The 12,751-nt window shown below is 43.9% G+C and carries 12 protein-coding genes; 1 reads left to right on the top strand and 11 read right to left on the bottom strand.

Going from position 1 to position 12,751, the window contains the following annotated elements; translation table 11 throughout:
* Together queE and ACYVGZ_RS09740 are read right to left on the bottom strand one after the other, a co-directional pair.
* Nucleotides 1-696 carry a 7-carboxy-7-deazaguanine synthase QueE gene (gene queE / locus ACYVGZ_RS09745; protein ID WP_460754634.1) on the bottom strand — a complete coding sequence of 232 codons (696 nt, stop codon included), beginning with the start codon at nucleotides 694-696 and terminating at the stop codon, nucleotides 1-3.
* A complete protein-coding gene (locus ACYVGZ_RS09740; RefSeq protein WP_460754631.1) occupies nucleotides 693-1,049 on the bottom strand; it encodes a 6-pyruvoyl trahydropterin synthase family protein in 357 nt (118 codons plus the stop codon). The genes queE and ACYVGZ_RS09740 overlap by 4 nt, the downstream gene beginning before the upstream one ends.
* A gap of 285 nt (nucleotides 1,050-1,334) precedes the next feature.
* On the opposite strand from ACYVGZ_RS09740, the gene ACYVGZ_RS09735 reads away from it, so the two are divergent.
* A complete protein-coding gene (locus ACYVGZ_RS09735) occupies nucleotides 1,335-2,471 on the top strand; it encodes a Fic family protein (RefSeq protein ID WP_460754628.1) in 1,137 nt (378 codons plus the stop codon).
* Between the two features lie 22 nt (nucleotides 2,472-2,493).
* Here ACYVGZ_RS09735 and ACYVGZ_RS09730 read toward each other — a convergent pair whose 3' ends face one another.
* The 9 genes from ACYVGZ_RS09730 to dksA form a co-directional block, all read right to left on the bottom strand.
* The gene (locus tag ACYVGZ_RS09730) at nucleotides 2,494-3,144 is read right to left on the bottom strand and encodes a hypothetical protein (protein WP_460754626.1); all 651 of its coding nucleotides are present in this window, start codon (nucleotides 3,142-3,144) and stop codon (nucleotides 2,494-2,496) included.
* Nucleotides 3,145-4,121: 977 nt separating this feature from the next.
* The gene (pgi, locus tag ACYVGZ_RS09725) at nucleotides 4,122-5,768 is read right to left on the bottom strand and encodes a glucose-6-phosphate isomerase (RefSeq protein ID WP_460754623.1); all 1,647 of its coding nucleotides are present in this window, start codon (nucleotides 5,766-5,768) and stop codon (nucleotides 4,122-4,124) included.
* A 29-nt stretch (nucleotides 5,769-5,797) separates the two neighbouring features.
* Complete coding sequence (panC, locus tag ACYVGZ_RS09720) at nucleotides 5,798-6,649, bottom strand: pantoate--beta-alanine ligase (protein ID WP_460754621.1); 852 nt, start codon at nucleotides 6,647-6,649, stop codon at nucleotides 5,798-5,800.
* A complete protein-coding gene (panB, locus tag ACYVGZ_RS09715) occupies nucleotides 6,646-7,473 on the bottom strand; it encodes a 3-methyl-2-oxobutanoate hydroxymethyltransferase (RefSeq protein ID WP_460754618.1) in 828 nt (275 codons plus the stop codon). The genes panC and panB overlap by 4 nt, the downstream gene beginning before the upstream one ends.
* A 4-nt stretch (nucleotides 7,474-7,477) precedes the next feature.
* The gene (gene folK / locus ACYVGZ_RS09710) at nucleotides 7,478-7,963 is read right to left on the bottom strand and encodes a 2-amino-4-hydroxy-6-hydroxymethyldihydropteridine diphosphokinase (protein WP_460754615.1); all 486 of its coding nucleotides are present in this window, start codon (nucleotides 7,961-7,963) and stop codon (nucleotides 7,478-7,480) included.
* 5 nt (nucleotides 7,964-7,968) lie between these two features.
* The gene (gene pcnB, locus ACYVGZ_RS09705; protein ID WP_460754613.1) at nucleotides 7,969-9,399 is read right to left on the bottom strand and encodes a polynucleotide adenylyltransferase PcnB; all 1,431 of its coding nucleotides are present in this window, start codon (nucleotides 9,397-9,399) and stop codon (nucleotides 7,969-7,971) included.
* A 552-nt stretch (nucleotides 9,400-9,951) separates the two neighbouring features.
* Complete coding sequence (locus tag ACYVGZ_RS09700) at nucleotides 9,952-11,319, bottom strand: sigma-54-dependent transcriptional regulator (RefSeq protein ID WP_460754610.1); 1,368 nt, start codon at nucleotides 11,317-11,319, stop codon at nucleotides 9,952-9,954.
* Between the two features lie 69 nt (nucleotides 11,320-11,388).
* Nucleotides 11,389-12,261, bottom strand: a complete 873-nt coding sequence (gene gluQRS, locus ACYVGZ_RS09695) for a tRNA glutamyl-Q(34) synthetase GluQRS (RefSeq protein WP_460754607.1) — start codon at nucleotides 12,259-12,261, stop codon at nucleotides 11,389-11,391.
* Between the two features lies 1 nt (nucleotide 12,262).
* Nucleotides 12,263-12,697 (bottom strand): RNA polymerase-binding protein DksA, encoded by a 435-nt coding sequence (gene dksA / locus ACYVGZ_RS09690; RefSeq protein ID WP_460754604.1) that lies wholly within the window; start codon nucleotides 12,695-12,697, stop codon nucleotides 12,263-12,265.
* Between the last annotated feature and the right edge of the window lie 54 nt (nucleotides 12,698-12,751).

Below are 12,751 nucleotides of genomic sequence, written 5' to 3'. Positions count from 1 at the left end.
TTATACGCCTTTTTCATTACCCCATAAATACACATGAAGTTGTGGCAAAACAGTGGTATCGAACCAGCCGCGTTGAATCACTTCATCCACTAAATTCAGTGTTTTGGATGTTAAAGTATCTATACTTGGCGAACCTTCTAACTCTAGGTTACAAGGCTGAAGGTAAAGAGGGATACTTGGGTATGAGGATTTGAGTTCCTCGGCCCACCTTAAATCCTTCTCGTCAGCAATGACGATCTTTAAGGTTTTGTCTGCGCTCTTTGCTTGCTCTAACGCTATGTCAAAGCGCATTTTGTCAAACTTCATTTTACTGGAAGGGGGTTTGGGGCTGAGTGTAAGGTAATCGAGCTCAGCAAACCAAGCTGCACTAATACTGCCTTGAGTTTCCATTGCAAAGGTATAACCTTTGGCTTTGCCAAGTCGGATTAGCTCTGACAAATCTTGAGTGGCGGGGTTTCCGCCAGACAGAGTTACCAAAATAGGTTTACTTCCACTCAATACTTCGACTTGATTGAAAACATCCTCAGCAGACATATCTCTCCAATCGTTCTTGTACTTTTTGTCCACTGCATGAAGTGTGTCGCACCAACTGCAACGGTAATCACAACCGCCTGTTCGTACGAAAACCGTAGGCGTTCCTATGAGCGCCCCTTCGCCTTGTATCGTTGGGCCAAAAATTTCTGAAATCGCAATCATGGTCGATATTCCGCCCATGTTTTTGGTGTTTCAGACACACTTACTGCACTGACTTCTGACCAACGCTTTTTACTCCACTGGTAAAGGTGTTGAGCCAAACGTTCAGCAGTGGTGTTCTCGGCGTCAAGCATATCATTCAGGTGGCGATGGTCGAGCGTTTCATCGATATAGATTTTGAAATCGGCAAGCTCGCGGTAATCCCGAACAAACCCCACACTGTTCAATGTGTCAGAAGTCAGTTCGATGATAACCTCATAATTATGACCATGCAGGCGACTGCAGGGGTGAGAATCGGGTAAGCCTTGCAACTGATGCGAGGCAGAAAATTGAAAAGATTTACGAATACGAAACATAATGCATTGTCCTAATGGTTAATAACAATGCAGCACTCATCCCCTAAAAAATTTAGGTTCGTGTTTTTTACCTGGTGCTACGACAGGGCCAAAAAAGGCGCGGTTAGTATACACCCACTTGCCAGTCTTCCATAGTGTGACGGGGGTTCGGTTGTGAGGCGTGAGCCGAATAGATCAATTAATCGGCTCATAAAAGTGCATAATTGTGAGCCGAATAGAGTGTTTATTCGGCTCATAAAAATGTGGTATTGTGAGCCAAATAGATTGATTAATCGGCTCATACTTATGAAATACAGCTGGCAACACCCAGATTGGCCAAACTTTGTCTTTGAAGAAGCGCAATGCAAGGAGGCTTTGTATCGTTACGCTTTGGAAGCAGGACGTTTGACAGGTGGAACGAGTCAGCTTGAAAGTGCTCTGCAATACGACGCTTACATTGACCTTATGGTGAATGAAGCCATTCATACCAGTCAAATAGAGGGCGAGCGTTTGGATAGAGATGACGTGCGCTCTTCTATAAAGAACTTCTTAGGTTTGAGTTATCCTCCGACACGAGTTGCTGATCCACGAGCAGAAGGAATAGCGGCTTTGATGGTAGATTTACGTAATCACTTTGCAGGGGAACTGACAAAAGACACTTTGTTTCAGTGGCATCGGTTGGTTCTTCCTCAGCAAAAAAACAGCTTACTTTCTCGTGACCTTAAGGTTGGTCAATGGCGAGACTCCGAAGAACCAATGCAAATCGTCTCTGGTCCAATTGGTTATGAAAAAGTGCATTACGAAGCGCCGCCAGCTGATCAAGTGGATGCAGAAATAACTCGATTTCTAGATTGGTTTAATCACTCTAATCCATTAACTGAAGAGCGAGGAATTGAGTTGTCTGGTCCTGTTCGAGCAGCTATCGCCCATTTGTGGTTTGAAACCATTCACCCATTTGATGATGGCAACGGTCGAGTAGGGCGCGCGATTGCAGAAATGGCATTGGCTCAAGACCTGAACCGACCGCCATTATTGAGCCTGTCTACAGTGATAGAGAAAGATAAAAACGCCTATTACAATGGACTAAACAAAGCCAGCCAGTTCGATTTAGACATCACGGATTGGGTCACATGGTTCGTCAATTCCGTTTTATTAGCGCAACAAGAAGCCGCTCAGAAAGTTGATTTTGTGCTGAAAAAAGCCAAATTCTGGGAAAAACATAAACACACCGAACTGAATGAGCGTCAAAAGAAAGTGCTTAACAAACTCTTGAATGCCGGAGCAGAAGGCTTTGAAGGCGGCATGACGGCGAAGAAATACATGAGCATCACCAGTAGCTCCAAAGCCACCGCCACCCGTGATCTTAGTGACTTGGTTGAGAAAGAGTATCTGTGTCGTTTAGAAGGCGGCGGCAGGAGTGCGAGGTATGGGGTGAAGCTCTAGTTACTAATAAATAAGTCTTTCATTAATATTCTGCATTAGTATATCTATTAGAAAGGTCCTGTTGCCTTTCAATCCAAGCGTCAAACATATCTGGATCCTTTGCTGCTTCAAGCATTTCTTGTAAGTTGTCATTATCCATAGCGAGGTTTAGTCCACTTAGAGCGAACTTCCAAGCATTTGGAAGAGCAGTGTCAGATAGATACTTATCAAAAGCATCGAGCTTTAAGCAGGTATCTTCGAATATTTCTTTATCTATCGGGAGGTGATTGAAGTGGACGCTACCCTTTCTGCCAGACATGCTGGCTGGTACAGTTCCAATATCCCCGAGAAGGAAGAAAAACGATTGGCCTTCTTTTTCAAAACCTCCATGCGCAAATGTGTTTCGATATTTCTCTTTTATTTTATGTAAATTCTCATAATCTTCGTTCTCTTCTTTATTAATATTGAGGACTTTCTCGAGCTTTTTAGACCAAACTTTACCAACAAATTTTTTTATATCATCTTGTTGCCTGTTGTAATTGGAAAAAGGAAGTGCAAGTACTAAAAAATGCTCTAAACGACTAAAATAAGCATCAATCATCGCTAGTGTATAGTGTCCTCCTTCATGACTAGCGTTGCTTGTTGCCCCGAAGTATTTAACTATTTCTTTAATATCCTTTATATCATCTTTCATTTATTGTGGAGTGTAATTCAACTCTGCTTGTTCTCTAAAGTAGTGATATCGATCATCAAGGTGATTGAATTGGTTGGAGATGGTTATATTTCCGTCTTTTATTTGTTGTTTAGCAAAGTCTTCAAGAATATTTTTTTCAGCTGATTTGAGGGATTTTTCAAGTTTTCCTAAAACTTCTTTTGGCTTTGCTTTAGTGTTTTTTTACAGAGTAAAAGTATAAACCGAATTTCTCATTCGAAATTGCGCAGTCTTCCCCTTTATAGGTAAACGGGATTATCCAATACATCTTTTCTTCAGGATGTCCTAAGGGGAATTGACAGATTCCTTGTAAAAGAAATCGTAATAGATTTGGAGAAGGGAATTGGCTTCTTGGAATTGAGTGGCGTTCTGAATTAGACCGTATCAATGCTGGAGAGCTTTCTTTTGCTGGTGCATAGTCTTTCAAGCGACGCTTGATATGTTCGGTTGGAGTCATTAGGTAAGCTCTTGTCAGTTAATGTTGGTGGCATCTAGATATATTTATTGATACTAAAAGGCTTTGTATTTCACTGCTAGTGAAAACATGAAATACGCTATATCAGAAAATATCATAACCTTCTTAAGCTTGCCGTTCTAAGATATGAATTATGAAAATCAAGGGGCGTTTCGATGAGGTAGGCGCGAGTTTCGAAGAGAAACGCCCCTTGGTTTTATGTCATGTGATGCAGTAGTCGGGCTAAAGCCGCGACTTACAACACGCTTTGTTTTCAACGGCACATTACGGTCTTTTCTTCTACATCGTACTCTACAATATGTGGTCGAGCGAAGAGAAACGCCGCTTGGTTGGCGTTGTTTATAATCGTTAAGACAGTGCGGTGCCGGGCTAAAGCCGCGACCTACCCTGAGAGGTAAGGCGTAGGCCAAGTCTCATTCGATGTGACATAAAAAAACACCAGCCGAGGCTGGTGTTTTTAGTTCAATGTAAAAAAGCGAGCAGCTTAAGACTGAGCTTTCTTAAAAGCTTCAATTAGTGCTTGGGTTGAAGCATCCAGTGCGCTGTTGTCGCTGTCGCTAACAAGGCGGTTATAGATGTCTGTTCCCAATACTTTGCCCAGCTCAACACCCCATTGGTCAAACGAGTTAATTCCCCAAATTGTGCCTTGTACAAAAGTACGGTGCTCATAAAGGGCGATTAAAGCACCAACGGTAGCTGGTGTCATTTTCTCGGTCAGTAGTGTGTTGCTAGGGCGGTTACCTTTAATCACCTTGTGAGGAGCAACTGTTTCTACCTGCTCTTCACTGGCGCCAGCGTCACGCAGCTCCTGTTTGGCCTGCTCAAGGCTCTTACCAACCATTAGTGCTTGGGACTGGCTAAGGCAGTTTGCAAACAAATGAGCGTGGTGTTCGCCAATCGGGTTATGGCTTACTAAGGGTGCGATGAAATCCACAGGTACAAGGCGTGTGCCTTGGTGTAAAAGCTGATGGTAAGCGTGTTGCCCATTTGTACCAGCGCCACCCCAAATGATAGGGCCAGTGTCAGTTGCTACGCCATCGCCATTTAATAGGTTCGCTTTACCGTTACTTTCCATGTCCAGCTGCTGAATGTGGGCAGGCATGGCACGAAGGTAATGGTCGTATGGAATCAGGGCATGAGTTTGAGCATTATGGAAGTTGATATACCAAACCCCTAATGCCCCCATGATGACAGGTAGGTTTTCTTCAAATGGTGCCGTGCGGAAATGCTCGTCCATTTGATGTGCGCCATCAAGTAGCTGGTAGAAGTTGTCCATGCCTACGGCAATTGCCACAGGAAGACCAATGGCAGACCATAGAGAATAACGGCCACCAACCCAATCCCACATAGGGAAGATGTTTTCTTCAGCCATACCGAAATCAACAGCTTTTTTCACGTTCGAGCTGACCGCAGCGAAGTGTTTACTTACTGTCTCTTGAGTGCCGCCATTTGCTAAGAACCATTCACGGGCTGCGTTAGCATTAGACAAGGTTTCTAAGGTGCCAAAGGTCTTAGAGGAAATGACAAAGACAGTCGTTTCAGGGTTTAGTTGTTTCAGCTTTCCTGAAATGTCAGAGCCATCAATGTTAGCAACAAAATGTACTTTTATGCTGTCGTTTGCATAAGGTGTTAGGGCCTCTGCAACGACTTTAGGGCCTAGGTATGAACCACCGATGCCAATGGAAACAACATCAGTGATTTTTTGGTCGCTGTAACCACGCCATTCACCACTGTGTAGTTGCTTAACAAACTTTTCCATTTGCTCAAGTGTCGCACGAACCTCAGCAAGTACGTTAACACCATCAACCATCAGTGTTTCTTGTGCTTGGCTCGCTCTAAGGGCGATATGAAGAACAGAACGATCTTCGGTGTTGTTTATATGAGCACCGCTGAACATGCCCTCGATCGCTTCATTTAGGCCTGCTTGTGTAGCGAGCTCATTAAGCAAAGAAAGAGTCTTGTCACTTGCGCGATTTTTAGCGAAGTCTAGTGTCCAGCCTGCCGCTTGCGCACAGTATTTTTCAGCACGATTAGGGTCTTCTGCGAACAAAGAGTTGATGTCTTTGTTGGCCATTTCTTGTTGATGCTCAGTTAGTTTCTGCCAAGCGGCTAATTCTGTGGGTGAGCGCATTACAATCTCCCTAGTTTAATGAAAGTGAATTAGGCAAGTTCTAATCGCACGTTATCTATTAGGCGTGCGCTGCCTAGGTATGCCGCAGCCAAAATGACTAGGCGTTTCTCTTCCTCTGATGGTATTTGTAAGTTATGTTGTGCGCGTATTTCAAAATAATCACGACGGAATCCAGCCGCTTCAAGCTTCTGCTGAGCTTGTTTGCGAATGTCCTCGTGACTCGCACTGTTTGTTATGAGCGCTTCTTTCGCCCATAACAGGGTTTGATACATTGCCGGAGCAATGTGTCTTTCTTCCTTAGTTAAGTAACCATTACGAGAGCTCATAGCAAGCCCGTCATGGTTACGAGCGGTATCAACTCCTATGATCTGAATGCTGGAACTTAAATCACGCACCATGTTTTCGATCACTTTTAATTGTTGATAATCTTTATTACCAAAGATCGCACAATCAGGTTGAACAATGTTAAATAATTTTGTGACAACGGTCGAGACGCCAACAAAATGCCCCGGTCTTGAAGATCCGCATAAAATATCAGAAATGCCAGTCACTTCGATCTGTGTTTGGCTACGCTTGCCGTCAGGGTACATTTCTAGCGCATCTGGAGCAAAAAGGTAATGACAGCCGTTTTCTTCAAGGAGTTGCTGATCTTCTTTGAGGGTTTTAGGGTAGCGTTCTAAGTCTTCATTGGCTGAAAACTGCATCGGATTCACAAAAATAGACGACACAATGACATCACCTTCTTTGGTGGCTCGTCTAATTAAAGACATGTGTCCATCGTGTAAATTCCCCATAGTAGGGACAAACACTATGCGCTTGTCTTGTAGCCTTTCAACTTTTAGGGCAGATCGTAGCTCTTTGGTAGTGTGAAATGTTTTCATGACTTAAACCCGTGCTCTGCTCCTGGGAAAATACCTTTTTTAACTTCGTCTACGTACGCTTCGATGGCTTGTTGAACGTTTCGGCCATCGCTAAGGAAGTTTTTCACGAAGCGAGGAGTATGCCCCAAGTTAATACCAAGCATGTCATGTAAAACTAGCACTTGGCCATCGGTATGTTGGCCAGCGCCAATGCCTATCGTTGGGACAGGTACGGTGTCAGTTAAAGTTTGTCCAAGCTCTGTAGGAATGCATTCATAAAGTAAAATGTCGGCGCCTGCTGCGACTAAATCCAGTGATTCTTGTAGCAGTAGCTCTGCGGCAGTGTCACCTTTGCCTTGAACTTTATAGCCTCCGAGCTTGTGAACAGATTGGGGTGTTAAGCCAAGGTGTGCACAGACAGGAATACCTCTTTGACTGAGTAACTGGACCGTCTCGGCTAACCAGCTACCGCCCTCTAGTTTCACCATACTAGCGCCAGATTGCATCAGTTTGGCAGCGTTATCGAGCGCTTGTTCTGGAGTGCTATAACTCATAAATGGCATGTCCGCCAAAATGAAAGCATTGCTGTTGCCGCGCTTTACGGCTGCAGTGTGGTAGCACATATCTTCTATGGTAACAGGTAGGGTACTGTCTTGACCCTGAATGACCATTCCAAGAGAGTCTCCAACCAAAATTGTGTCTATACCAGCCACGTTCATAACGTGAGTAAAGGAGGCATCATAGCTGGTAAGGCAGGTGATTTTTTCCTTCTCTTGCTTCATCTTTTTGAGAGTCGAAAGAGTAACGGGTTTGCTAACTTTAGTTTGAGACTTATCTGAATACATAGCTTTATTCTTCTTTAATAATAACAAGATCGCTGGTGTCCAGCGGTTCTAAATGTTGCGTAACGGTCTGGCCATCAGGCAACACCAAGTCGGCTGCTAGATCACATAATGGTTGCATGACAAAACCGCGTTCCAGCATAAAGCGGTGCGGTACAGTTAAGCGCTCATCCTCTATTGTAAGTGATCCATAGAGTAAAATATCTAAATCTAGGGTACGAGGGCCCCAGTGCCTTTCTCTGACTCTACGTTGAGATTGTTCTATACCTTGTAAAACATCAAGCAAATCATGGGGGGAGAGTAAAGTGGAGAAAGAGGCAACAGCATTAACAAAATCCGGTTGGTCTTGGGGGCCAACCGGTTTGCTAGAATACAGGTTTGAAACTTCAACCTGATCGAGATCAGGGTGCTGCTGAAGAGTGTGTAGGGCTCTAAGTAGCTGTTCTTTAGGGTTGTCTAGGTTGCTCCCCATGCCAATATAGACGCGAATCATAATAATTAGCTCTCAGTATTGTCTTTGCGAACAGCGTTACTTTTTTTGCGGCGGCGTGGTCGGCGCTTTTTAGGGCCTTCTTTGCTATTAGATCGAGCGTCGATACTGCTTATTAGCTTTCTTTGTTCTACCTCATTAGCAAATTGAAAGGCTTCCCACCATGCCCCTAGACCACCCAGCTCCGTGCCACTGAGTTCTCGGATGAGTAAGAAGTCAAACCCTGCGCGAAATCTAGGGTGACCAAGTAATGCAAAAGCGCGTTTTCCATAGCGTTTTGGAAGACGGAATTGCATGTCCCAAATCTCTCGCATAGGTGTTGAGAAGCGGCGAGGAATAGCAGTCGAAGCGACCTGGTTATCAAGCACCATACTGGCCGCTTGGTGCAGTGCTGGCGTTGCAGGCATGCCTTGCGCCATGAACTCTTCATGGCGCATAACAACACTAGGCCATAACAGGATGGCATATAAAAAATAAGGTGCTGTGCTTTTGCCACTTTGTATGCGTACGTCTGTATTTTTTAAACCCTGTAGGATGAAGGCTTCAGGAGATATGTCTTCTCGTTTCCAGCCGCTTTGTAAAATAGCTTCCGTATCAGGGAATAGATACTTGAATAAACCGTACTGTCTTAGTAAATGGAACGTTTCTATGCCATTACCGCTACCAAGCAGCTTTAATACCTCTTCAAATAATCGTGCAGGAGGAATATGGTCTAACAGATGCGCCATCTCTTTAATTGGTGCTGCAGTGGTTTCTTCAATTTCAAACCCTAGTTTTGCAGCAAAGCGAATAGCCCGTAACATTCTTACAGGATCTTCCTGATAGCGTTGGCGTGGGTCGCCAATAATACGAATTTTTTTCGCTGCAATGTCTGCTAAACCACCACAATAATCATGAATGCTAAAGTCTTGAACATTGTAGTAAAGGGCGTTAAAGGTGAAATCGCGGCGTTCAGCGTCTTCATCAATAGTGCCATACACATTGTCTCTGAGAATGATGCCGTGGCTAGATTTAGCTGAGTCCTTACCTTTTAAACCGCTATTCGCTGTAGGTTCAGGTACTTCTTGTCCCTGATTGGCTCGGAAGGTAGAGACTTCAATAATTTCACGTCCAAAAGTAACGTGTACCAATCGAAAACGGCGGCCAATCAGGCGTGAGTTAGAAAATAAATCGTGGACTTCCTCTGGTGTTGCGTTGGTTACCACATCAAAATCTTTCGGTTCAATGCCGATCAAATGATCACGAATGCAACCACCTACAAGGTAGGCATCAAACCCTGCTTTGTTGAGCCGATAAAGCACTTTTACAGCATTCGGGCTTAAGTGTTGGCGCGAAAGCGAGTGTTCATCACGAGAAATAATAATGGGAAAGCTCTGCTCAGCACTCGGAGCGAGAAAAGAGGTGGCTTTACGTACCAGAGATTTTAATCCTGTAAGCATTAGACGACAAATTCAAAGTTAACTAAAAGGGTTATTCTACACGTGAATACAAGATAATTACACGACTATATGTAAGCTTACTTGGAGTGTGAAATGAGTTTGGAATTACGGAGAGAAAGACGGTTGCTTTTAAATAAAAGGAATCGCTTTGGATACATGAAGATACTAGTTCCGAAAACAAAGTGGGTGCCGCTTCTGCGGTTCTACTCAATTTTATTTTTATTATTGCATTGTTCTCATTGCCCGAAGGCTGGTATATCTAAAAAAATCAATTATCCAAAGCGATTTTCCATCCATGACCTCAGGTTTTATTTTTATTTTAAGAGGTCATGGTGTTCTTGTATTTTATTTTTATTTTAAGAACATCTTCGACGATTAACTTATTCTTATTCTTGTCAATCTTCTTATCATTGTGCCATCTATAGAGCATTACTTGTGCCAGTTTTTATAAATTGTTGATTTATATGAATTTTGTTTTCTTGTTATGCACTTTTCTTGCTTTTTCTGTACTGAAATGTGTTCCCTTAGGTATCACGTGTTACTTTTTGGTTGTTACCTTTTGTTTAAATCGAGCTTTTGTCGACGTTCCCATAAACTTTTTCTTGAAATGCCCAGAGAATGTGCAAGTTCGGTTTCGGTCATTTTGTGTTGGTGCGAAAGCACAAAGTGGCAGAAGTAATCATTGAGTGTGGTGCCCGCCATTGCAGACTCTGCAGGAGGGGGCATTTTAGTCGTTTGAGAATGTTTGGTTTGGCTGGCCAGCTTTAAGTTTTTGGCTTCAATTTTATGCTCGGGGCTTAAAATGACAGCACGTTCAATAGCGTTCTCAAGCTCCCTTACATTGCCAGGCCAATGATGGCTGCGAATGGCTTGATCAAACTCTTTATTAAACTTATAAAGAGGGCGACGGTGTTTAAGGCAAGCTTTTTCTAAGAGTGCTTTGGCGATTAATACAATGTCATCCCCTCTATCTCGTAGAGGGGGAAGTAGCAGTTCCATTACGTATAAACGATAGTAAAGGTCTTCCCTAAATTGCCCTTCCTCTACCATTTTGTATAGGTTTCTGTGGGTTGCTGTAACGAGTCGTATATCCACTTTAGTGGATTGAATAGCGCCAACGCGACGGATCTCTCCCTCTTGTAAAACCCTTAGTAAACGGGCTTGTGCTTCCAAGGGGAGCTCACCAATTTCATCAAGGAATAAGGTGCCTTTATCTGCGGCAAAGATTAAGCCGTCTCGAGCGGATACGGCACCCGTAAATGCGCCTTTCTCGTGGCCAAAGAGCTCTGATTCTATTAGGTTTTCAGGGATGGCTGCGCAGTTTACGCTGATTAAAGAGTGCTTTTTTCTGTGGCTTAAATTATGCAAAGCTTTGGCGACGAGCTCTTTACCTGTTCCTGACTCTCCGCGGATAAGAACGGTGACATCAGTGCCAGCCACTTTTTGAATGTCACTATAAAGCTCTTGCATGGGAGCGCATTGGCCAATAATACCGCTTTGAGCGCTGCCTAGTTGAATGTTGTCTTCTTGGGAGACTTCTGCTTTTGGTGCGGGTTCGGTTTTATCTGTTTCACTCTCATCAAGGGCGTCGATAATATGGCGAAGCAAGGTTTCAGAGTCTGTAGGTAAAGGTAAATAATACTTTGCTCCCGCCGCCATGCTATCGATGCCTGAATTGAGGCTGGGACGAGCGTCAAGCACGATACGAGGTGGTAAGCTGTTAAGAGTGGACTGCTCATCGTCAAGCTCTTGTATGCTTGTCTGATCCACTAAGGCCAAGTGGAATTCTGAAAGCTCGTAGTATTTTTCGGCTTGCTTAAAACTGACGCAGGTATTGACGTGGAAGCCGTATTTTGAAAGCCAGTTGTCTGCAGAATGGAGGTCGGAACTCTCTGGGCAGATAACAATAATATGATGCAATTTTGTCACCTCTTGTAACTAGTGTAACCATTATACACACAAATTTAAGTGGCAGGGCAAGTGAGAAAACTACAAAAAAATCAGGTCTTGAGGTTTGATAGGCAGGCAAGTTTTGCCAACAAGCTTGATCGGTTCCCAAAGAAAAATGGCTTGTTGAATCGTATCTTTAATGGAAAGGTTTTTATTTGTCTCAATTCCCAAGTAACTCAGCGCCCGTAACAAGGTGTGATGATCGTGGGGCATTATGCCTTTAGCATGATTTTGTTTGCTGAGCTTAGCGCCATCTTGGTTAGTAATAAGAGGAATGTGGGCAATACTGGGTACATCCCATTGAAATATTTTATAGAGTTGCAGCTGTTGAGCGGTCGTTTCAATAAGGTCAGCTCCCCTCACAAGGTGACTGATTTGTTGCAAGTGGTCGTCTACAACAACGGCAAGCTGATAAGAAAAAAAGCCGTCTTTGCGCTTGAGAACAGGTTGGTTAAGAGTATGCTCGAAGTGCAGTGGGCCTTGTATTGGGTCTTGCAAAGAAAAGGCTTCGTGGCTACTTTTTAAACGCCAAGAATGGGGCTCTAAATGGCTACTATGACAAACTTGCGTGTGTAAGCCGTTTTGTTGTGCTAACAAGCGGCGAGTGCAGTTACAGGGGAAAACCCAGTTTTGCTCAATCAGCTGAGCTAAATGGTTTTCATAGCAATCGTGGTGCAAGCTTTGTTGGCGAATGCCTTCGTCAGAAATTAGCCCATAGCTTGCCAAAGTATGGATTATATCTTGGGTGTGTTTCTCTGAACAGCGAGTGCCGTCCACATCTTCGATACGGATTAGCCATTTACCCTGCTGTTGCTTAGCATCCAAATAGCTCGCGAGTGCGCTGACAAGCGAGCCAAAGTGGAGTGGGCCGGTCGGTGAGGGGGCGAAACGGCCGCGATAAGCTGTCGACAAGTTAGCCGCCGACTTGTTTCTCTTTGATTTCTGCTAACGTTTTGCAGTCAATACATAGAGTGGCAGTTGGGCGAGCCTCTAAGCGGCGAATGCCGATCTCAATACCACACTCATCACAGAAACCGTAGTCGTCTTCGTCAATGCGTTCAATGGTTTGAGAGATTTTTTTCACCAGCTTACGCTCACGGTCACGAGCTCTTAGTTCAAGACTGAACTCTTCCTCTTGGCTGGCACGATCGTTTGGGTCTGCATAGTTAACCGCCTCTTCTTGTAGGTGGTGAACAGTACGATCAACCTCTTCCATTAGGTTTTGTTTCCAATTGAGCAGAATGCTTTTGAAGTGCGCCAATTGGTCTTCGTTCATGTATTCTTCGCCGTCCTTAGCTTGGTAAGGAGTGAAGTCTTTTAATAATGATTCAGGATTCATTTTTGGCATAGCATTGCCTCACTTCGCAGGTGTTCCTTATGGTAACCTGTTATCTAAAAATAG

This window comes from Marinomonas epiphytica (assembly GCF_054780655.1).
The sequence above is the reverse complement of the archived record's forward strand: the minus strand, read 5'-3'. Positions and strand labels throughout refer to the sequence as shown.